Here is a 20,094-nt window from a genome sequence, read left to right on the forward strand (position 1 = left end):
ACTCGGCAACAACACTGCTAAAATTAAAATCGCCATCGCCTAATGCCTAAAAATTTAAATAGAATTAGATAGTTAAAATTATGAAAATATCTTCCCAGCTCCTCATTTTACTGCCTTTGGTCTTTGCAATCGGGGTCTTGCTGACCTTACAGACGGCTATTAATACCCAATTAAAAGAATATTTATATTCTCCTATTCAAGCTGCATTTTTTTCCTTTTTGATTGGTACAATAGTACTTGCCGGCATCGTGCTGTTTCAGTCACATCCCAAACCAGGCTTACAGGAGCTGATTGCAGTTCCCTGGTATCTCTGGTTAGGTGGATTTTTAGGTGTTTATGCGATCAGCATGAGCATTTATGCTGCACCTAAAATGGGCTTCCTGACACTGACTGGAATGATTATTTTTGGTCAGATGGTGATGTCCATGATCGTCGATCAGTTTGGTCTGCTGGGCAATGAAAAAATGCCGGTGAACTGGCAACGTCTTTTAGGTGGCGTGGTGATTTTTATTGGTGTGCTTCTCACTTTACAACGCTAAACCTTATCTCTAAGCACATGATCACTAATGAGTAATTTTTGTGTCTAATGTTTTGACAGCCACAACCCGTCGTTATGAATTAAAACAGCTGTTCCATCTGATGTTACCCATTCTGGTCACACAATTTTCCCAGGCAGGTTTGGGCCTGATTGATACCATTATGGCCGGACGTCTCTCACCGACTGACCTGGCAGCGATTGCAGTTGGTGTCGGGCTATGGATTCCAGTCATGCTGCTTTTTAGCGGTATCATGATCGCCACTACACCTTTAGTGGCGGAAGCCAAAGGCGCACGTACGCCTGAAAAAATCGCTACAATTGCGCGGCAATCATTATGGGTCGCATTCATCCTGGGGGTGATTGCCGGTCTGGTTTTACAAGTTTTGCCCCTCACTTTACCTTTACTAGGTGTCCCAGAAAGCCTGCAACCTAAAGCTGGCCTGTTCCTGCATGCGATCGGTTTTGGTATGCCTGCTGTGACTATGTATGCGGCTTTACGCGGCTATTCTGAGGCCATTGGTTACCCGCGTCCGGTCACTGCCATTAGCCTCATGGCGCTACTGCTTCTGGTTCCATTAAACTTCATTTTTATGTATGGAGTTGGCCCTATTCCTGCACTGGGCAGTGCCGGTTGTGGTTTTGCTACAGCAATTCTGCAATGGCTCATGTTAATGAGTCTGGCACTGTATATTTTTAAAAATCGGGTCTATCAAAGCAGTCAGCCATTTAGTCACTGGGAAAAGCTGAACGGATATTGGCTGAAACGGATTTTAAAGCTGGGCTTTCCGATCGGACTGGCAATTTTCTTTGAAGTCAGTATTTTTAGTACCGCAGCGATTGTCTTGAGTCCACTAGGTGAAACCATTGTGGCCGCTCACCAGATTGCTATTTCCGTTACCTCACAATTATTCATGATTCCGATGTCTCTGGCCATTGCGCTGACCATTCGGGTGGGAACTTACTATGGTGAACAGAATTGGGATGCCATGCATAGAGTACAAGGTTTAGGTCTGATGACCGCGACGATTCTAGCTCTGCTGATCATGCTGATGCTTTGGGTGTTCCGTAGTGAAATCGTAGCGCTCTATACTTCTGACCCGATGGTGACCCAGATCGCGCTTTATCTGGTGCTCTTTGCAGTGGCCTATCAGCTGATGGATGCCTGGCAGATCAGTGCTGCAGGCTGCTTACGCGGTATGCAGGATACCAAAGGCCCAATGTGGATTACCATGATTGCCTATTGGGTGATTGCCTTCCCGGTGGGGGTTTATTTGTCCCGTTTTAGAGATATGGGGGCGGCAGGCGTCTGGGTCGGTCTGATTGTCGGTCTGAGCGTGGCCTGTGTTTTATTGCTGGCACGGCTTTATGGCAATAACAAACGTTTAAGCCAGCGTGCCTAATCCTCTTATTATTTAAAAAGATGCATTGAATTACTGATTTAATGCATCTTTTAATCCCTGTGGAATCTCGGACTCATCTGACACTTCCTTAATCACCACTTGCCCGACAATGACATCTGTTCCATTAAAGGTCATGGTCGGTGCACCATAAAGTTCATAGCCTTCATTGAGTGCCTTGGTCACACGGGCACAAAAATTCACATCATCTTTGCCAGTAAAATATCGATAGACTTTCATTGAAATTTCTTGATCTTGAGGTGCCATTATTTTAAGCCTTTCATCATGGAAAGGAACTTAAAAATCGTGCTTTGCTCTCTTCAGAATAATTAAATAATTGATTCAAAAACTGCCGTACAGACGACAAAATGGTTTAAAAATTGCATAAATCAAGTGAACAATATCAAGCAAATATGAACACTTTGAGAAGCTTTGCAACATAACATCTACAATTAAATATAGGCAATTTATAGTTTGTCACCTATGATCAAATACACCCATAAAAATGGTGATTTTGAGGAATCTCGCATGGCAAAAACGGCTCGAACGCCTGGTCGCCGCTTTATGAAATTGGCTGGAATGACCGCAAGTATTGCAAGTAAAACCCTATCCAATTCGATTAAAAATTTAACTGCGGATGAAGAGCAGAAAAATGCTGCACGCAGTAAATTATTTCAGGATATTGGAGTACAGATTGCTGATACCTTGGGGGAAATGAAAGGTGCGGTGATGAAAGTCGGCCAGATTGCCTCGCAATATAAAGATATTTTTCCGCCTGAAGTTGCTCGAGCCATTTCCAAATTGCAGCGTCAGGCTCCACCGATGCCATTTAAAGAGATTCAATCACAGGTCGAAAAAGAATTGGGCAAGTCTTTGCAGGATCTATTCCAGCAGTTTGATGAGCAGCCTTTTGCCGCAGCCTCGATCGGACAGGTACATAAAGCGACTCTACCCGATGGCCAGCAGGTTGTGGTCAAAGTGCAATATCCAGGAGTGGAAGAAGCCTGTGAAAGTGACCTGAAACAGGTTCGTCTCGCTTTGCGTTTGATGGGTGTACTGAAAATTGACCGCAAATTGCAGGATCAGCTATTTAAGGAAATCCAGCATAGTCTGGACAATGAACTCAATTATGAAATTGAGGCTCAGAATCTGGAAGTGGCGCGTGCCTTTCATGAATCGCTCGATCATCAAATTGTGATTCCGAAAGTATTTAGTGAATATTCTTCCCGCCATATTCTGACCCTAAGCTTGGAACAGGGTGAGAGTATGGAAACGGCCAGCCAATGGCCGCTAGAAACCCGTAATGCCCTAGGCCGTCGTTTATTCCGTGCGATTGGTCAGGAAATTTTCTATCTGAAACGTTTCCACTGTGATCCGCATCCAGGGAATTTCGCCTTCCGTGAAGATGGCTCGGTGATTATTTACGATTACGGCGGTGTTAAAACCCTTTCTACTGAGATCATTACTCATTTCAAGGAATTGATCCATGCAGCTCGTGACAAGGATATTTCGACCATTGAACAGCAACTAGATGCCCTGCATACCCTGACAGAGACCGGAAAATTCCCGGCCGATCTGTATGAGCAATGGCTAGAAGTACTGATGCGTCCTTTAACTACCAATTATGATTTTGCTGAAAACTCAGCACATCATGATGGAATGGAATTGCTCAAACCTTCTCTGAAATATTGGGATGTATTCAAACCTTCGCCAGATACCCTGATGGTAAACCGTACTATTTCCGGACAATACTGGAACCTGATTCATTTGAAAGTACATGATGATTTGAGTGATGTATTTGAGGAAATTGTGCCAAGTCGCAGTTAGGTTACAGTAATAAGCTTACAAGCTGTAACCCTACTTCACTTGAAATATCAAATGTTACATTATAACATTACTCTTAAATTACAAGAGGAATATTACGATGCGTCCAGACATTCATCCCGAATATCGAGAAGTTTTATTTCATGACACTAATGCTGATGCCTACTTCGTGATTGGCAGCACCATGACTTCTAGCCAGACCAAGGAATATGAAGGTAAAACCTATCCTTATGTCACCCTGGATATTTCGAGTGCTTCACATCCGTTTTATACCGGTGAGCAACGTCAAACCAGTAATGAAGGTCGCGTAGCGAGCTTTAACAAACGTTTTGCCCGTTTTAAACGTGGTTAAACTTAAAACCTCCGATTTTTTTCTCTCAATTTAAATCGTGGTTTATGTCAGGAAATTACCTCCAATTTCCTGACTTTTTTATGCCTGCGCTAAAGCCAGCTGGGTTAAATAGAAGCCCACACCCAGCATAAATACTCCAACAATCACACTAGAGATCACATAACTTAGGGCAATCGTGACTGCACCCTGCTTAAGCAGCTGAAAAGTTTCTAGACCAAAACTGGAAAAAGTCGTAAAGCCGCCCAAGATGCCTACCATCAAAAATAGCCGCGCTTCAGTTTGCAGGAAACTGTATTTCTGGCTAAAGGCAAAGAAAATCCCGGCACACAGGCAACCTATAATATTGATCCACCAGGTCGGCCATGGAAATAGCATCTGTGGCTTGGCAATCAACATTCCTGTTCCATAACGCAGTGTTGCCCCGATCGCGCCGCCCATTGCCACCAAAAGCCAGTTCATGTCTACTCCGTCTTTATTCGATCTTAAATCTTTCGTCAGCCACCATGTGGGACGAGAATAATGAATAACATCATGCACCTAAAATTGCAGAATGAACATGGATCTTTGCCAAAAAATTGGTATATTCGACGCCATTTAAATTGATTTAAGTCTAGAAGGAATCCACATGGCTCAGGAATTACTGGCTCAATTGGCTGCGGGCGAAGCTAAATTTGCAGATGTGATTGCATATATCGATGCGCGCTATGCTCATACACCCACTGCTTTTAAAAATGGTCAACAGGCTAATGCTGCCACTGAAAACCAAGGCAGTGCCAAAGTATTTTCATTTGCCAAATTGAATGGCCTAGATCAGGCACAAACCTTGAGCCTGTTTGCAGAACACTATGCGGCTGTACTGGCTACACCAGAAGCAACGGATCACCAGAATATCCGCCAGTTCATGCAAAATGGCTGGGATGGCATTGCCTTTGAAGGTGAAGCTCTAGCTGCCAAATAAGCATGTCTTTAATATAAAAAACCGCCTATTTCTGGCGGTTTTTTATATCAAAATAACAGAACAAGATGACATTCATATTTAAGATTAAATTTTTTTTGAAGAAGTAGTTCAATTTAAAAATGAAAAACTCTGAGGCTAAAAATAAATTAAATATCAAGAAAGCCAAGCCACTCAGAAGCATTCCAAACGCCCCTTTCAGAAAGCTCTAAGTTTTCCAGTTTTAACCTTTACCTACTTTCTCAATCCACTTGATTGAGCTGACCCGAAACACTTCACAAGCACCATCACCAGTATCGGTTGGGGTTAAGGAAGATTTCCAGACGAGATCTTTATCACGCACTTCCACCAGCTCACCTTGTAAACGCACCAGATCACCACGTTTCACCTGTTTAATTGCTTTGGCAATTTGTGGATTGGCAGGAATGATGTGCATATTGAATACCATCTGTTTGGCCTGTTCAATGGGCACTGGCACGCGATCCATTTTCCAGTTCAGATAACGGTTATACTGATTGACCGTAATGTGGCGGGCAATTTCAGGTTGCGCAAACAGACCCCAACTCACCGCATAATCGATCGGAGAGAACTTGGCCTGCTCGTCGTCGGTATAAATTTTTGATCCCAAAATACGGAAATCACCTTTAAACGGCTGCAAGACTGAAATGGATTGGTCTTTGGCCATCGGTGGCAGTCCTTTGGCAACATTATGGTCTACAGAAGTGTGACCATAAAGCGGTAGTAAAAGACTGGCCGCCAAAGCATAGTATCGAAGATGTTTGAACATAATTCTGTCTTTATTCCATCAAATCTTTTCAAGAATATCTTGCTTGATAGTACGATTTTTTTAATGAATAAATAGTTGAAATTAGTAACAAGTTGATCAATTTTGGTGAGCAGACAGCTTTAGCTAATCCCATTATTTTCGGTTAATCTAAGCCTGTCTAAGAATCATTTGAATGCGACCATGCTGTATAAATTCTATCAACAACATATTTTTCCGCATCTGCTGAATCAGGTTATGCAGACCCCATTCTTAATGGATTTACGCCGTAAATTATTATTGCCTATTACAGGTGAAGTCCTGGAAATTGGCTTCGATACAGGATTGAATCTGCCTTTTTATCAGGCCGTAGATAAAGTCTATGCGCTGGAACCTAACCCGGACATTTTTAAACTGGCTGAGCAGCGCATCAGTCAAAGCCCTTTTGCAGTCGAACAGATTCAGGCTCGTGCAGAAGCTCTGCCTTTCGCAGAAAATAGTCTGGAAAATATCGTATCAACCTGGACCTTATGCAGTATTCCGGATCTGCATCAAAGTCTGCATGAAATTTACCAGGCTCTGAAGCCAGGCGGCCATTTTCATCTGGTTGAGCATGTATTAAACCGAGAGCATCTCAACATTCAGCGCTTGCAGCACTTACTCACTCCGATTCAGAAGAAAGTGGCAGATGGCTGTCATCTCAACCGGGATATTGAGACTGCTCTTTTAGAGGCCGGGTTTGACCTGGATGAAGTTCATTATATCGATGCCGAAGGTATTCCGAAAATTGGTCAGCGTATGCTGCTGGCACGAGTACATAAACCGCTTTAATCCAGCACTTTTAAATCAGTTATTCTAAACAGACGGCATTGGGCTGATCTTGGATTGCCTATTCCAACCTGAAATTCTTGCTGGCTGGTCGCTGATTTGACCTGTACCCAGTCCCCTTGCAGCCAGATCCGCTGATTTGCTTTTAAACGGCGAACCTTATTGGCAACAACTTCGCTGGCGGCAATCACACTCAGGTTCAGCAAATGAGGTTGAATGTTCGCAGGATTGGCCTGCGCATCTGTAGCGCTCATATTGAAACAACGCCTGTCCTGCTCAAGCTTGAATGGTTTAAATACAGTACTGGATACTTTCGGTGCGGCCAGTAACAGATCAATATTGCTGACATAGGCCAGATCATTAAAGCTTCCCACCACTGGACTGGCTGGATGAATGGTACGCCGCTCAGGCCCATAATACTGTTTAGCCAGTACGCGATATTCAGCCTGATGCGGCTCAATCGATTCTACCTGAAAATTTTTGAGTACTCCGGCCTGCTCCAGATTCGGAATCGCCCGAAAGTATTCCGACCAGATCCATAGTCCAAGCGCAAACAGTGCTGCGGCAATAATCAGTTTATCCATAGTGTAGAGTTGAAGCTTGCTGTCCTTCAGTCTTCAAAATCAATCCGGATGGTTTCAAAACGTACCCGCCCTTCCTGAATGGCTTGAGCAATTGCCATCTGGCCTTTGGTCAGACGTGCACCCCCACTTTTAATATCAATCAACACCACTTCAATATCTTCAGCCAGCCCTTCACCATCACGAAAATCGGTATAACCATCAAAGACCACATAATCCACCGGATCACCTAAAAATTTGGCATCACTAGGCAGATATTGAAACTCTGGCATGATCGGTGCCAACTGCTCGGCCATTTTGCCTTTGAGTACCGCGCGACTGGTATTCACACTGCGTTTTTGTGCAGCGACTAAAGCTTGCTGATGTTCCAGCTCCAGCTCGGCAATATATTGTTCATATTCTGCTTTAATTCGACCATTTCGCGTCTGGCCCAGAATCAGAGTAGTTAAAACCACTCCAATACAGGCACCAATCAGCATAGCCATTCCAATGGGCATTCAATCTTCCTAATCTGCTTTATTTTGCTGCCTACCTTCGACTGAAGTTGAAAGTGTCTGCCATCCAGTAAGCCTGCAAAGAATGATATGCTAGGCGGGAGCAGAATTAAATCATCCAAGGTCATGAAAACAATTTTAGTTGCAAATCAGAAAGGCGGCTGTGGTAAAACCATTACTGCAATTAGCCTGGCAGCTGCCCTGGCACAAAAGGGTTATAGAGTTGCTCTGGCCGATGCGGACAGCCAGAAATCGACCTTGCAATGGTTGAAACATCGCCCAAAAGATGCCGCGCCGATTCAGAGTCTGGACTGGCGAAATGCCAAATCGATTGGGGATGCGCCTAAAAACTTGGAATATGTGATCATCGATGCACCCGGAGCGCTGAATGAAGATCATGCCGAGCAGTTAATCAGTGAAGCAGATGCCATCATTACCCCGCTGCAGCCTTCATTTTTTGATATTGATTCTACGCGCCGTTTTCTCAAGCATTTGCAGGACATTAAACGCATCCGTAAAGGCAAGGTTGAAATTCTGCTCCTCGCCAACCGCACCAAACCTAATGCAGCCAGCAATCAGGACATTCAGCAGTTTTTCAATAAAATTGATCAGCAACCGGTTGCCTGGATTTCTGAACGTGCACCCTATAGCCGGCTGGCCATGCAAGGCCTGTCTATTTTTGACAAACAGCAGAAGATATACCGGGAATTACAGGATCAATGGCAACCTTTATTGAATGCCATTATTGACGATCCAAGCCAATGGTTCTAGTTCTGTTATTTTTGCCTCTTCTTTTTATTCTTAGGAAAATAATCGTACTACTTCCTGTACTATCGTTTTCGATCGCTTTTTTTTCAGTTAATATGCCTGACATGACCTAAAAAAATGAGCTTCTAAATTCAGTGCAACAATACGCGCCCACACTACAAAAAGTCTTATTATTTGGACTGTTTTTCATTCTGATTTTTCTGAGTTTTCACATACTCAAGTATTTCATCATTCCTGTAGTTTGGGCAGCCATTATTGCGTACATGACCTGGCCGTTGTATCAGTCGATCTTAAGAATGAGTGGCAATCGGCCGACACTGAGTGCGACTATTATGATTCTGGGTGTGATTCTGGTGTTTGGTCTACCTTTTATTTTTGCCATTTTTATGCTGCAGCACGAAGGTCGGAACCTGTATTTTGAATTGCAAAAACAGGTATTCTCAGGTCATCTTAGCGTTCCAGATTTTATTCGCGGCCTGCCACTTGTAGGTAAGGAAATTACCCGTACCCTGAATGAGATAAATGCCGATCCAAACAGCATTGCACAAACTATTTCGGTCTGGATTCAGGGTCATCTGAATTACGGTAAAGTTGTACTGAATGAAATCAGTAAAAATGTCTTCAAGCTGTGTTTTGCCGTACTGTCGTTATTCTTCTTCTACCGTGATGGTCATACCATTCTGAATCAGGTGCGTAAAGCCTTTGAGATGGTAGTCGGTCCACGTATTCACCATTATCTGGCGACAATTTCAGATACCACACGTGCGGTGGTCTATGGGGTAGGCTTAACAGCAATTGCCCAGTCTTTGCTGGCAGGTATCAGCTATTTCGTGGCTGGTGTACCGAACCCGATGGTACTGACCATTATCACCTTTATCTTTGCCTTAATTCCTTTTGGCCCTCCCGTTGCTTATGGTGCAGTTTCGCTATGGCTGTTCTCGCAAGGACAAACCATTGAAGCCGTTGGCGTCATGGTCTGGGGTGTCTGTATTGTGAGTACAGCGGACAACGTGATTCGTCCACTGGTCATTTCGGGTGCAACACAGATTCCATTCCTGCTGATTATGTTTGGTGTTTTGGGTGGTATTGCCAGCTTTGGTCTGGTTGGTGTCTTTATTGGACCGGTGATTCTGGCCGTACTACTGGCCATCTGGCGTGAATGGCTGCATGAAAGCAACCTGAACGAACCTTTGATGATGCCTAAAGCCACTATGGCGCATGAGGTTGAACCGAAGAAAAAATTCCATCTGCGCCGTAACAAAACACCGAAATCACCAGACTGACCGGCTTAAACAAATTAAAACATTTAAGTACTGATTTTCCATAGTGCTTTTGGTCTTGCTCTGTTTCAATAGATTCTGAAAAGCAGAATAAAGATCAAGGTGTGATAATTATGTCTTCATTATTTAAACTTACAGCTTTGTGCGCAGTCAGTGCCGCACTTTTTACTGGTTGCGCTTCAACCTCTACTTCGACTGAAAATGTTAAAACCGTGACCCTGAATGCAGTTTCTGCACAGGGCGTCGGTGAATCGATTGGTACCGTATTATTGAGTGACAGCCCGGCTGGCTTGGTGATTCGTACTAATCTGAAACAGCTTCCTGCGGGTGAGCGTGGTTTCCACATTCATGAAAATGGTTCATGTACACCTGCCATGAAAGACGGCAAGATGGGCGCAGCACTGGCTGCAGGTAGCCATTACAATCCAAATCAGGCTCCACATCACGGTACACCAACAACCGGTCATCTCGGTGATTTACCCGCATTGAAAGTTAATACAGATGGAACTGCACGTGTCACCCTGCTTGCGCCACGTCTGAAACTGGCTGATGTTCAGGGTCTTGCGATTATGGTACATGCCGGTGGTGACAATTATTCTGACAACCCATTACCATTGGGCGGTGGCGGTGAACGTATTGCGTGCGGCGTGATCTGATTTATTACAGATTACTAGCATTCAAAAACGGGCTTCTTGCCCGTTTTTTAGTAGACATTTCTTTTGAAATTGGCGCTTAAATTGCATTTAAAACCAGCAGTCAAGTACCACGGATCATATTCTTGTGAATAGCTCAGATTCCATGTTGCATCCTCTTCATCACATACTTAAAAAAGCCCTGTTGCCTTTTCAGTCTAGTGCCTTGATGACTTACTGTTTGCAGATGTTCATTGTGCTTTCAGGGACGACTTTTGGTCTAAAACTTCTCGGCTATGAGACCTTGATTGTTCCGGTCACTTTAGGGGCAATTGCCACTGCTCTGACCGATTTTGATGACCGTTTAAGTTTAAGACTACGCAATCTGGGGCTGGTCATGCTGCTGTTTTTTGCAGTCAGTAGTATGCTGGAATTTCTGCATCCCTATAAAGTCTGGTTTGCACTGTGGTTATCACTTTCTAGTGCCGTATTTATCTTGATGGGTGCTTTGGGACAGCGCTATGCCACCATTTCTTTTGGCACTGTATTGCTTTCCATTTACACCATGTTTGGCTTGGGAGAATATAGACACTGGTATGAGCAGCCGCTGTATTTTGTAGTTGGGGTGCTGTGGTATGGCCTGACTTCTATTCTGTTTTACCTGATTCGCCCCACCTTGCAGGTTCAGGAAAATTTGTCCATCAATCTGCAACAGATGGCGGAGCTACTATCGACCAAAGCCAAATTATTTGATCCCGATAATCAGAATAATGTTGAGCCGCTGCTCTACGAGCTTTCCTTAAAAAATACCCAAGTCATTGAAAGCTTTAACCGCACCAAAGATTCTTTACTGACCCGACTCAAAGCCTCACGTCCGAATCATAAAACTATTTACTGGCTGAATCTTTATTTTCTGACTCAGGATATCCATGAGCAGGCGACTGCCAACTATCTGCATTATGAGCAGATTCACCAGCATTTTAGCCGTACCGACCTGATTTTTCGCATTCAGAAAAATATCCATTTACAGGCACTTGCTTGCCAGCAATTGGCTGCTTGCGTATTGCGTAATGAAACTTATCAGCTTCCTGAACAGCATCAGCTGGCACTCAAAGCATTAGAAGCCTCCATGCAGGACTGGATTGCTCAGCATCCACAGAATATTGAGGTAAAAAACTTACAGCTCATTCTGAGTAATCTGCTCAGTGTGCATGAACAGCTGCAACATTTGCAGGATGGACAAGTCATTTACCGTCCGGATTATCCAAAGCATTTTGATGATTCCAGTCTGTTTGATGATGATCTGCGTGGACCTGCGGATTTCTGGCTGAAATTAAAACCCCATTTGGGACCACAATCGGCGCTATTTCGTCATGCGGTGCGGATCGCTTTGGTCTTTCTGGTTGGCTATGCCATTTCCCTATTGCCCTTTGCCAAAAATGGCTACTGGATATTACTGACCAGTTTATTTGTGTGTCAGATCAGTTATTTCGCCACTAAAAGCCGATTAAAACTGCGGACTTTAGGTACATTACTCGGCGTCATTTTAGGCATCCCGATCCTGTATTTTGTACCAAGTATTGAAGGCCAGTTGCTGCTTACTGTGATTTTCGGTGTCGGTTTTTTCTATTTGCGTTCCAAGAAATATGCCATGGCCACATTGATGGCAACCTTGATGGTACTGCTAATTTTCAATCTGAAAGGTGCTGGCTATGCAGTCATTCTGCCACGCATTATCGATACCCTGATTGGTTGTCTGATTGCCTGGCTGGCGGTCAGTTGTATCTGGCCTGACTGGAATTTCCGGAATATTTCCAGCAATATTAAAAAGTCTTCCCAAGCGACGCTGAACTATTTACTGGCTATTCTGGAGCAATATCAGTATGGCAAAAATAACAGCATTGCTTATCGGACAGCACGTCGTTTGGCCCACAATGCCCAGATTGACCTTTCCAATATGATTTCCAGTCTGAGTACCGAACCGAATCCCGATCCGGTGCTGATTCGCAATGCCTTTCGCTATCTGGTTTATAGTCACAGTCAGCTCAGTTATATTTCCGCATTGGGTAGCCATCGTGAACAAGTATCTGATCCGCAGATTCTGCAACTGCTTTCTGCCTGTCAGCAGACTTTAACTAATGCCCTGTCAAATCCTGAAAATGTACCGCAGCAGGACATTCAAGGCCAATTGTCAGAAATCCGGCAGCTGAGTCAGCAGGAACATATTTCCACCCACCTGCTGCTAGTACTTAAACAGATCAGTCTGTTACTGGAAACCTTGCCTGAATTATTGTCTTTAAGGCAGCAGTTACTGGCGGTTGAAATCAAATAACCAAGCAGATTACTAGGATATAAGTATCTAAAATAATTCATTTTATTCTATAAATTTCTTTTGCTTAAATCGGCAGATTGGGTACACTCAAGCCTGATTGAATAGGACATAGAAGAGTGAGCGCGCGTGAATATTAAAACTTTACGTTTGGTTGGATTGCTTGAAGGTATTTCATTTCTGCTGTTGTTATTTATTGCCATGCCGGTCAAATACATGATGGATAACCCGATTCTGGTGAAATATATCGGCATGGGTCACGGCGTACTTTTTGTGCTTTTTCTTGTGGTGTTATTTGCTGTCTGCGAAAAACAGAAATGGTCTCTGAGTATGTTTATTCTGGGCTTGATCGCGTCAATTCTGCCGTTTGGACCATTTATCTTTGATATGAAATTAAAGAAGTTGGAGCAGCCGGCTGAAGCTTAACTTTTGGATTCTAATCATTATTAAATCAATCATGGACGTTCCCTCCCTTTTAGGAGACGAGCAGCACTGCTGCGCAAGGGTGAGGTTATTTTATTAATATTTCCCTCTCTCTAACTCTCTCCCATAGGGAGAGAACATTCAATACATTTATTTGAGGCACATAAAGTAAATAGCTTCATTCGATTAAACATTTAAAAGGAAGGAATTCTTCTAAAACTCCCCTCGCCCTTTTCTTTCCAGCATCACCTGTTTCAGCTGCATACGTGGCAAGCTAAACCAGAGTGCAATTAAAATAAACGAGGCGCCGCAATAAGCCAAAAGATCAAAAGCTTCATAAGCGATCCTGACCACTTCAATCACGATAAAGAAACTCAGCATCATCAAGATAGATACCGTTGCCGCAACCGTGCCTTTAGACACTTCAGATGACATCAGCGCAAAACGGTACAATACTGAGAAGCTGATCCCTTCACCCAGACTGATGCAAGTGGTGCCGATAATCAGACAATGCAGAAAATAGTCTGGAATCAACATTCCCACTAAAAGCAAAATGGTTCCAAACAACATCAATGGCACACCCAGGATTACTGTTTTACCGAGCGGCATCTTGTCGATAATTTTTAGCAAAATGATATTGCCCAGAATCAGGCCACCCAATACCGGAAACTGAGCCAAGCCATATTGCATGCTGCTCAAGCCTAGTTCTTCAACCAGAATCACAGGAGATAAGGCAATCCATAACATCAATGGCAAACTTACCAACGGCAATGCCATAGTCATGATCACAAAGCGTTTATTTTTCAGAACCTGTTTAAAGTCATCGATAATATAGCTGAGTGGCTGTTTGGGAATACTGATATTGGGATTCGGCATTTTTGCTTTCAGTCCAAACCAGCTCAAAAATGCCAGACAGGCGATGCCGATAAAACCCCAATGCCATGAGACATGATCAATCATAAAAGCGCCAACCACTGGCCCTAAAAGTGGTGCCAGCAAGGAGACATTGGCCATAAGCGCCATCACTTTAATGGCATCGCGTTCTTCAAAACTTTCCTGAATCGCGGCATACCCCACAGCAGCAATAAAGGATAGTCCGAAACCCTGTAAAAAGCGCAGGAACAGAAAGCTTTGAATATTCGGTGTGAGTAAAATCGCCAGACAGCAGATTACAAAAAATGCCACGCCACCGAGCAGGACTTTTTTACGGCCTAAACGGTCCGATAAGGGTCCTAAAATTGCGGCAACAAATGCTCCACCCAACAGGAAAAAGGACATGGAAGATGGTGCCCAGGAGCTGCTTACACCAAAATCATGGGTAATGGCCAACATGGCCGGCTGGATCAGGTCATTACAGATATAGACGGAGAATTCAAACAGCACCAGTGCCAGCGGGAACATGAGTGTGGCACGGGTCAGTTTTTGGGTCTGGATATTTTGCATGGGAGTTTTTATTGTCAGTCTGCCGGATGAAGCAGAATGAGCTTTATCTAAAATAGAAAGCAGGAATTTTAGCAGAGTACTATTTTTAAATCCGTTCTCTTTTTGAGGGGTCTAATCAAAATATTATATTTTTCTATTTCTGAATTAACCTCAAATCATCCGGTTCATAAGCACGAGTGAAAAACTAAAAATTAAAAGAATTTATAGCTCTTCCAAGTTAATTCAATAAAGATTATATATTTATATTCTTATGATAATTAAGTAAATTATACAGTATTCCAGTCTTGAAACCATTTTTCTTTTCTAGAATCTTCAAAAGGAAGAAGTTGTTCTACTAACTCTATAATCAGTTGATCAATATCTTTTGCTATCGAATATCCTAAAGTTATTTTTGAAATACTCTCACTTTTTAATTGGTCACTACAGTCCAATCTAGAGTAATGATAGTTGGCCCTATCCATAATAAGTTTATCAATATAATCAATATGCCCTTCTGCTGAAAAATGGTCTTGAGGAAAAAACCTTACCAAACTTAACCAACAAAATCTTAAGAACCATATTAAATCTTCATTACCTTTCATTATATTAAGCGTGATGCCACTATCCCAATTAACATGACAATTTAAATAGACTTCTCTTTTCAGAGCAGGTAAAGAAAAAATAAAAAATTTATCTGCCTCTAGTTCATTATCTTTCTCACGATACAATAATTTTTCTCGTAGGATTTTTTCTGATTTTATTTTATCGTAGTTAGTATGAAACCTATTTAAGTAGAATAGTGAAAGTGAAGCTAAAAATCCCCCAATAACACCAATTGTGGCGGCTAATATATTTGAGTCCATTAACTCCCCTTTTCTAAAACAAAAAAGCGCATCAATAAGATACGCTTTTAACCAAATTTTGTTTAAAGATCAAACATTATTATGGACAGACTGCTTTCTGGAAAGTTTTGGTATTTGAACCACGTACACATTGATAAAGCTTCTCAGTATTGTGCATTTTCCAGTTCTTCTCTTCTTTTCTGAAATGATAAATGGTTTGAATCGATCTCACCGAGTCATCCATCAGACCTGTTTCAGTTACTTTCACCTGTCCAACTGTCGGTGACTCAACACGATTAAAGAACTGACGAATCTCGACTGTTGCCAGTTCTTCACGCAGGTCAGGCCTCATTTTAAGCACCTGATCCAAAGGCGTATCTGAAGAAGACTGCACTTTTGCAATCACTTTCTGGGTGGTTGTACAACCTGATGTCATCGCACCCAGACCTAAAATTGTAACCGCCAATAACCGTAACATATTGTTTAACCCAGATTATCTTTATTATGCAGAAATTATCATGCCGGGCTTTTCAGCTTAACGCTATTTAGACTCTGTAAGTCCAGTTACAGAGCAATAAAAAAAGCGCACCTTTCGATGCGCTTTTGTAAATCTATTCTGATTAAAGATCGAATAGTTTGCCTGGGTTCATGATGCCATTTGGATCGAACACTTTTTTCAGGGCTTTCATATATTCGATTTCTTCAGCTGAACGGGTGTATTCAAGATAAGGTTTCTTGGTCATACCTACGCCATGTTCCGCAGAAATTGAACCATCGTATTTTTTCACGGTATCAAACACATACTTGTTCACGACCTGACATTTGGCAAAGAATTCATCTTTGCTTAAGTTTTCAGGTTTCAGGATGTTCAAGTGCAGGTTACCATCACCGATATGACCGAACCAGCAGATTTCGAAGTCTGGGTAGTTTTCATTCACGATCGCATCGATTTCTTTAATGAATGCCGGTACGTGAGTGATCAATACAGAGATGTCATTTTTGTATGGAATGAATGGAGCAATTGACTCAGAGATGTCTTCACGCAGACGCCATAAGCTATGTACTTGCTCAAGAGTTTGGCTCATCACGCCATCCAGCACCCAACCCTGTTCCATACAGTGCTCGAAGATTTCCATCGCTTTGTCCATAATTGGCTCAAACGGCGCTTCAAATTCAAGCAATACATAGAATGGACATTCAGTTTCAAATGGACGCTGTACGTGACCATTGGCCAGTACTTTTTGCATCGCCAGCTCACCGAAGAACTCGAATGCAGTCAGGTCGATTTTTGCCTGGAATGCATGTAACACTGGCATGATCGCATCAAAATCAGGTACGCCCAGTACCAGCACTTGCAGGTCTTGTGGCTGACGCTCAAGTTTGATTTCTGCTTCAGTGATTAAACCTAAAGTACCTTCACCACCGATGAACAGGTGTTGTAACGCATAACCAGTCGCGTTCTTGATCATGCCTTTGTTTAGACGCAGTACATCACCTTTACCAGTCACCACAGTCAGGCCAAGCACCCAGTTACGGGTCATGCCGTATTTGATCACTTTAATCCCGCCAGCATTGGTCCCGATGTTTCCACCGATCTGGCTTGAACCAGAAGAGGCAAAATCTACCGGGTAATACATGCCCTGCTCTTCAGCATAGTTTTGCAGCTGTTCAGTCACTACACCGGCCTGTACGCGTACCATACGGTCAGCCGGGAAGAATTCCAGAATCTGGTTCATCTTGTCCATGCTTACCACAATCTCGCCATTCGCAGCGACAGCGCCTGCAGATAGACCTGTACGACCACCTGATGGAGTCACTGCAACATTGAACTGATTGGCAAGCTTCACAATTGCTTGAACCTGTTCAGTCGAAGATGGGAAAACGATGACCGATGGGTTTGGATCAAAGTGTTTGGTATGATCACGACCCCAATTCTGGAGGCTGTCCGCATCAGTTTTAATACGGTTTTCACCCACAATTGCAGTCAATTGGGTCAATAACTCTGGGGTTAAAGCGACTGGAGCATTCATCGTTTGCAGACCTAGCATGAATTAAACAAGAGAGACCTCGCCGGTTTATTTGTACATTTTTCAGGCATTAAAACCTGTATACAAAGCAGGCGAAACATGATGATTAAAGCACCAAAACTGGCAGCTTAAACAGCATGGCGCAATATTATAAGCTATTTTTAGGCGATTCCCTGAAAAAATGACAATTTAGCTAATATACCTTTGAAAATGATAGTTTAATTCAACCAGAATCATCATTTTCACCAATATCACTTGCAAAAATACCTGATATTCACGTCACGAAGGAAATGTAAATCAGGTACTTTCCTATGCTATTATACCGCGACTAAATTTGGCCTTTGTAGCGGAGCCGTAATGAGCCAACATCTATCTCTACCTAAAGATAAAATCCGTTTTCTATTGCTAGAAGGCGTTCACCAGAACGCAATCGACACATTGAATGCAGCTGGATATACCAACATCGACTATCGCAAAACAGCGCTTGAGGGTGAAGCACTGAAAGAAGCGATTAAAGATGCGCACTTCATTGGTATCCGTTCCCGTACTCAGCTCACTGAAGAAGTGTTTGAAGCTGCGAACAAACTGATCGCGGTAGGATGTTTCTGTATCGGTACCAACCAGGTAAATCTGGATGCAGCAATGCGTCGTGGTATTCCGGTATTCAACGCACCGTATTCAAACACACGTTCAGTTGCTGAACTTGTACTTGCTGAAGCGATTCTTTTGCTTCGCCGTGTACCTGAAAAATCTACAGATACACATGCAGGCGGCTGGAACAAATCTGCTGTAGGTTCGTTTGAAACTCGTGGTAAGACTTTAGGTATCGTTGGTTACGGTTCAATTGGTTCACAACTTTCTGTCCTTGCTGAAAGCCTGGGTATGAAAGTGATCTATTTCGACACAGTGACTAAATTACCACTCGGTAATGCACGTCAGGTCGGCACAATGGGCGAACTTCTTGCAAATGCCGATGTTGTTTCTATTCACGTTCCTGATGTTCCGTCTACACGTAACTTCATGACCAAAGAACAATTCGCGCAAATGAAAGAAGGTTCAATCTTCATCAATGCGGCACGTGGTACATGTGTTGTGATCGAAGATCTGGCTGAAGCGTTGAAATCTGGCCACCTTGCAGGTGCTGCGGTTGACGTATTCCCGAAAGAGCCTAAAGCAAATGGCGAAGAATTCGTTTCTCCACTACGCAACATTCCAAATGTAATCCTGACTCCACACGTGGGCGGTTCTACGATGGAAGCTCAGGCAAACATCGGTCTGGAAGTTGCTGAGAAATTTGTAGCTTATTCAGATAAAGGTATGACGCTTTCTGCGGTGAACTTCCCAGAAATTGCGCTTCCATTGACTGAAGGCAAACACCGTCTGCTTCACATCCACAAAAACATCCCGGGTGTTCTGTCTAAGATTAACAATCTGTTTGCTGAACACGGCATCAACATCTCTGGTCAGTCTTTAATGACCAAAGGTGATGTAGGTTACCTCGTAATGGATGTAGATGCGACTGCATCTAAAGAAGCACTTGATACGCTACACGAAGTTGAAGGCACGATTCGCGTACGCGTATTGTTCTAATTCAACTACTGAAAAAACCGCAGGCTTCGGTCTGCGGTTTTTTTTATTTTTTAGGGATTTATTTTCCCTGAGTACAGTCCGCTCCTGTGCGCCGTATTCGATTACTTCGAAGCCAAATTTAGTCATGCCAGATTTTAAAATTGCACCGATGGTGCAAGCGCCACTGATTTTGCTAATCGCCATGATCAGCATGCAAAGCAGTGGCTCCTTTGCCAAATATCTGTTTGGCCAGTTCCCGATCCTGACCGTTTCAGCCATGCGCCTGCTCTTAGGTGCAGCCGTGTTGGCGTTGATTTTTAAAATCTGGCAAATCAATTTCCGTCAGGTGAAATGGTCAGCGATTATCAGTTATGGCATCGCGCTGGCTGGCATGAATATGCTGTTCTATCTGGCGATTGATCGCCTGCCACTTGGTATTGCAGTTTCTTTTGAATTTATTGGGCCCTTAAGTGTTGCGCTTTTTCATGCTCGGCAGAAGTTTGATTTTATCTGGGTCGGACTGGCAATTCTGGGGCTGGTGCTGTTGTTTCCCTTTGATCAGACTGCACAGCCGCTTGACCCGATTGGCATCCTGTTAGCCTTAGGCGCGGGTTCCTGTTGGGCACTATATATCGTGGCCGGACAAAAACCTTCTGGTGTATCAGGGAATCATACCGTGTGTCTGGGCATGTTTGTGGGCATGCTAGTGCTGATGCCGATTGCCCTGTTCGCGGGAATGCCTGCTCATGTGTTTGAACCAAGTAGCCTCATGTATTTTGTTATTTTGGCTGCACTTGCCAGTGCCTTACCCTTTACTTTGGAAATGATTGCACTGCGTAATTTAACTGCTTTGAGTTTTGGCACTCTAATGAGCCTGGAACCTGCGGTTGCAGCACTCTCCGGTTTCGTATTCTTAGGCGAGACTTTATTGTGGACACAATGGCTGGCGCTGGCCACTATTATCAGTGCATCGATTGGCTGTACGGTGACCACACAACGAAAAAAACACTAAATAAAAAAGGCGCTCAAGCGCCTTTTTTAATAACCTATTTGTCCCGTCCTGAAATAAG

22 protein-coding genes are annotated in these 20,094 nt (G+C 43.3%); 13 read left to right on the forward strand and 9 right to left on the reverse strand.

All coding sequences use genetic code 11. The annotated features are described in order from the left end of the window. Nucleotides 1-80 precede the first annotated feature (80 nt). Nucleotides 81-539 carry a DMT family transporter gene (locus B3Q46_RS08330; RefSeq protein ID WP_159122648.1) on the forward strand — a complete coding sequence of 153 codons (459 nt, stop codon included), beginning with the start codon at nt 81-83 and terminating at the stop codon, nt 537-539. Nucleotides 540-579: 40 nt separating this feature from the next. Beyond that, a complete protein-coding gene (locus B3Q46_RS08335) occupies nt 580-1,938 on the forward strand; it encodes an MATE family efflux transporter (RefSeq protein ID WP_286714754.1) in 1,359 nt (452 codons plus the stop codon). A 30-nt stretch (nt 1,939-1,968) separates the two neighbouring features. Here B3Q46_RS08335 and B3Q46_RS08340 read toward each other — a convergent pair whose 3' ends face one another. After that, a complete protein-coding gene (locus tag B3Q46_RS08340) occupies nt 1,969-2,175 on the reverse strand; it encodes a DUF1737 domain-containing protein (RefSeq protein ID WP_034169804.1) in 207 nt (68 codons plus the stop codon). A gap of 288 nt (nt 2,176-2,463) precedes the next feature. Here B3Q46_RS08340 and B3Q46_RS08345 point away from each other — a divergent pair, with 288 nt between their 5' ends. Continuing rightward, nucleotides 2,464-3,762: an ABC1 kinase family protein gene (locus B3Q46_RS08345; protein ID WP_004787005.1), complete on the forward strand. Its 1,299-nt coding sequence runs from the start codon at nt 2,464-2,466 to the stop codon at nt 3,760-3,762. A 97-nt stretch (nt 3,763-3,859) separates the two neighbouring features. Continuing rightward, complete coding sequence (locus tag B3Q46_RS08350; RefSeq protein WP_004787006.1) at nt 3,860-4,111, forward strand: type B 50S ribosomal protein L31; 252 nt, start codon at nt 3,860-3,862, stop codon at nt 4,109-4,111. Nucleotides 4,112-4,189: 78 nt separating this feature from the next. On the opposite strand, the gene crcB is transcribed toward B3Q46_RS08350, so the two are convergent. Further along, nucleotides 4,190-4,570 carry a fluoride efflux transporter CrcB gene (gene crcB / locus B3Q46_RS08355; protein WP_286714757.1) on the reverse strand — a complete coding sequence of 127 codons (381 nt, stop codon included), beginning with the start codon at nt 4,568-4,570 and terminating at the stop codon, nt 4,190-4,192. Nucleotides 4,571-4,736: 166 nt separating this feature from the next. On the opposite strand from crcB, the gene B3Q46_RS08360 reads away from it, so the two are divergent. Next, nucleotides 4,737-5,069, forward strand: a complete 333-nt coding sequence (locus tag B3Q46_RS08360; RefSeq protein WP_004787011.1) for a HopJ type III effector protein — start codon at nt 4,737-4,739, stop codon at nt 5,067-5,069. Nucleotides 5,070-5,289: 220 nt separating this feature from the next. Here the strand turns inward: B3Q46_RS08360 and B3Q46_RS08365 are convergent, their stop codons facing one another. After that, nucleotides 5,290-5,853, reverse strand: a complete 564-nt coding sequence (locus B3Q46_RS08365) for a hypothetical protein (RefSeq protein WP_286714760.1) — start codon at nt 5,851-5,853, stop codon at nt 5,290-5,292. A 180-nt stretch (nt 5,854-6,033) separates the two neighbouring features. Here B3Q46_RS08365 and B3Q46_RS08370 point away from each other — a divergent pair, with 180 nt between their 5' ends. Beyond that, nucleotides 6,034-6,660, forward strand: coding sequence for a class I SAM-dependent methyltransferase (locus B3Q46_RS08370; RefSeq protein WP_286714762.1), 627 nt, complete (start codon nt 6,034-6,036; stop codon nt 6,658-6,660). Here the strand turns inward: B3Q46_RS08370 and B3Q46_RS08375 are convergent. Together B3Q46_RS08375 and B3Q46_RS08380 are read right to left on the reverse strand one after the other, a co-directional pair. Beyond that, a complete protein-coding gene (locus B3Q46_RS08375) occupies nt 6,657-7,241 on the reverse strand; it encodes a hypothetical protein (protein ID WP_286714764.1) in 585 nt (194 codons plus the stop codon). The two genes, B3Q46_RS08370 and B3Q46_RS08375, sit on opposite strands and share 4 nt — an antisense overlap. Nucleotides 7,242-7,267: 26 nt before the next feature. Then, nucleotides 7,268-7,735, reverse strand: a complete 468-nt coding sequence (locus B3Q46_RS08380) for a Holliday junction resolvase-like protein (protein ID WP_286714766.1) — start codon at nt 7,733-7,735, stop codon at nt 7,268-7,270. A gap of 123 nt (nt 7,736-7,858) precedes the next feature. Here B3Q46_RS08380 and B3Q46_RS08385 point away from each other — a divergent pair, with 123 nt between their 5' ends. The 5 genes from B3Q46_RS08385 (at nt 7,859) to B3Q46_RS08405 (ending at nt 13,167) form a co-directional block, all read left to right on the forward strand. Beyond that, nucleotides 7,859-8,503: a ParA family protein gene (locus tag B3Q46_RS08385; protein WP_286714768.1), complete on the forward strand. Its 645-nt coding sequence runs from the start codon at nt 7,859-7,861 to the stop codon at nt 8,501-8,503. A 131-nt stretch (nt 8,504-8,634) separates the two neighbouring features. Beyond that, on the forward strand, nt 8,635-9,783 hold the full coding sequence (locus tag B3Q46_RS08390; RefSeq protein WP_286714770.1) for an AI-2E family transporter: 1,149 nt from the start codon (nt 8,635-8,637) through the stop codon (nt 9,781-9,783). Nucleotides 9,784-9,893: 110 nt separating this feature from the next. Further along, nucleotides 9,894-10,436, forward strand: a complete 543-nt coding sequence (gene sodC, locus B3Q46_RS08395; RefSeq protein ID WP_286714772.1) for a superoxide dismutase [Cu-Zn] SodC — start codon at nt 9,894-9,896, stop codon at nt 10,434-10,436. A gap of 142 nt (nt 10,437-10,578) precedes the next feature. After that, the gene (yccS, locus tag B3Q46_RS08400; RefSeq protein ID WP_286714780.1) at nt 10,579-12,744 is read left to right on the forward strand and encodes a YccS family putative transporter; all 2,166 of its coding nucleotides are present in this window, start codon (nt 10,579-10,581) and stop codon (nt 12,742-12,744) included. Between the two features lie 126 nt (nt 12,745-12,870). After that, the gene (locus B3Q46_RS08405; RefSeq protein WP_004787034.1) at nt 12,871-13,167 is read left to right on the forward strand and encodes a DUF3817 domain-containing protein; all 297 of its coding nucleotides are present in this window, start codon (nt 12,871-12,873) and stop codon (nt 13,165-13,167) included. Nucleotides 13,168-13,377: 210 nt separating this feature from the next. Here the strand turns inward: B3Q46_RS08405 and B3Q46_RS08410 are convergent, their stop codons facing one another. The 4 genes from B3Q46_RS08410 to B3Q46_RS08425 all read right to left on the reverse strand — a co-directional run bounded on the left by B3Q46_RS08410 (nt 13,378) and on the right by B3Q46_RS08425 (nt 17,458). Next, nucleotides 13,378-14,607 carry an MFS transporter gene (locus B3Q46_RS08410; RefSeq protein ID WP_286714774.1) on the reverse strand — a complete coding sequence of 410 codons (1,230 nt, stop codon included), beginning with the start codon at nt 14,605-14,607 and terminating at the stop codon, nt 13,378-13,380. 266 nt (nt 14,608-14,873) lie between these two features. Beyond that, nucleotides 14,874-15,449: a hypothetical protein gene (locus B3Q46_RS08415; RefSeq protein WP_286714775.1), complete on the reverse strand. Its 576-nt coding sequence runs from the start codon at nt 15,447-15,449 to the stop codon at nt 14,874-14,876. Between the two features lie 79 nt (nt 15,450-15,528). After that, the gene (locus tag B3Q46_RS08420) at nt 15,529-15,906 is read right to left on the reverse strand and encodes a hypothetical protein (protein WP_286714776.1); all 378 of its coding nucleotides are present in this window, start codon (nt 15,904-15,906) and stop codon (nt 15,529-15,531) included. 142 nt (nt 15,907-16,048) lie between these two features. Continuing rightward, nucleotides 16,049-17,458, reverse strand: a complete 1,410-nt coding sequence (locus tag B3Q46_RS08425; protein WP_286714777.1) for an FAD-binding oxidoreductase — start codon at nt 17,456-17,458, stop codon at nt 16,049-16,051. Between the two features lie 354 nt (nt 17,459-17,812). Between B3Q46_RS08425 and serA the strand changes: the two genes are divergently transcribed. Beyond that, nucleotides 17,813-19,045, forward strand: a complete 1,233-nt coding sequence (gene serA, locus B3Q46_RS08430) for a phosphoglycerate dehydrogenase (RefSeq protein ID WP_004787044.1) — start codon at nt 17,813-17,815, stop codon at nt 19,043-19,045. Nucleotides 19,046-19,169: 124 nt separating this feature from the next. Next, nucleotides 19,170-20,036 carry an EamA family transporter gene (locus tag B3Q46_RS08435; protein ID WP_286714778.1) on the forward strand — a complete coding sequence of 289 codons (867 nt, stop codon included), beginning with the start codon at nt 19,170-19,172 and terminating at the stop codon, nt 20,034-20,036. The last annotated feature ends 58 nt before the right edge of the window (nt 20,037-20,094 follow it).

The sequence above is a fragment of the Acinetobacter sp. UBA2581 genome, from assembly GCF_002339435.1.
Classification (GTDB): domain Bacteria; phylum Pseudomonadota; class Gammaproteobacteria; order Pseudomonadales; family Moraxellaceae; genus Acinetobacter; species Acinetobacter variabilis.

Excerpts from the sequence above, each read along its gene's own strand:
- sodC (WP_286714772.1), top strand. The coding sequence starts at position 9,894 with ATGTCTTCATTATTTAAACTTACAGCTTTGTGCGCAGTCAGTGCCGCA.
- serA (WP_004787044.1), top strand. The coding sequence starts at position 17,813 with ATGAGCCAACATCTATCTCTACCTAAAGATAAAATCCGTTTTCTATTG.
- B3Q46_RS08375 (WP_286714764.1), bottom strand. The coding sequence starts at position 7,241 with ATGGATAAACTGATTATTGCCGCAGCACTGTTTGCGCTTGGACTATGG.
- B3Q46_RS08345 (WP_004787005.1), top strand. The coding sequence starts at position 2,464 with ATGGCAAAAACGGCTCGAACGCCTGGTCGCCGCTTTATGAAATTGGCT.
- B3Q46_RS08330 (WP_159122648.1), top strand. The coding sequence starts at position 81 with ATGAAAATATCTTCCCAGCTCCTCATTTTACTGCCTTTGGTCTTTGCA.
- B3Q46_RS08340 (WP_034169804.1), bottom strand. The coding sequence starts at position 2,175 with ATGAAAGTCTATCGATATTTTACTGGCAAAGATGATGTGAATTTTTGT.
- B3Q46_RS08420 (WP_286714776.1), bottom strand. The coding sequence starts at position 15,906 with ATGTTACGGTTATTGGCGGTTACAATTTTAGGTCTGGGTGCGATGACA.
- B3Q46_RS08365 (WP_286714760.1), bottom strand. The coding sequence starts at position 5,853 with ATGTTCAAACATCTTCGATACTATGCTTTGGCGGCCAGTCTTTTACTA.
- B3Q46_RS08410 (WP_286714774.1), bottom strand. The coding sequence starts at position 14,607 with ATGCAAAATATCCAGACCCAAAAACTGACCCGTGCCACACTCATGTTC.
- B3Q46_RS08425 (WP_286714777.1), bottom strand. The coding sequence starts at position 17,458 with ATGAATGCTCCAGTCGCTTTAACCCCAGAGTTATTGACCCAATTGACT.
- yccS (WP_286714780.1), top strand. The coding sequence starts at position 10,579 with ATGTTGCATCCTCTTCATCACATACTTAAAAAAGCCCTGTTGCCTTTT.
- B3Q46_RS08360 (WP_004787011.1), top strand. The coding sequence starts at position 4,737 with ATGGCTCAGGAATTACTGGCTCAATTGGCTGCGGGCGAAGCTAAATTT.
- crcB (WP_286714757.1), bottom strand. The coding sequence starts at position 4,570 with ATGAACTGGCTTTTGGTGGCAATGGGCGGCGCGATCGGGGCAACACTG.
- B3Q46_RS08415 (WP_286714775.1), bottom strand. The coding sequence starts at position 15,449 with ATGGACTCAAATATATTAGCCGCCACAATTGGTGTTATTGGGGGATTT.
- B3Q46_RS08385 (WP_286714768.1), top strand. The coding sequence starts at position 7,859 with ATGAAAACAATTTTAGTTGCAAATCAGAAAGGCGGCTGTGGTAAAACC.
- B3Q46_RS08380 (WP_286714766.1), bottom strand. The coding sequence starts at position 7,735 with ATGCCCATTGGAATGGCTATGCTGATTGGTGCCTGTATTGGAGTGGTT.
- B3Q46_RS08435 (WP_286714778.1), top strand. The coding sequence starts at position 19,170 with ATGCCAGATTTTAAAATTGCACCGATGGTGCAAGCGCCACTGATTTTG.
- B3Q46_RS08370 (WP_286714762.1), top strand. The coding sequence starts at position 6,034 with ATGCTGTATAAATTCTATCAACAACATATTTTTCCGCATCTGCTGAAT.
- B3Q46_RS08350 (WP_004787006.1), top strand. The coding sequence starts at position 3,860 with ATGCGTCCAGACATTCATCCCGAATATCGAGAAGTTTTATTTCATGAC.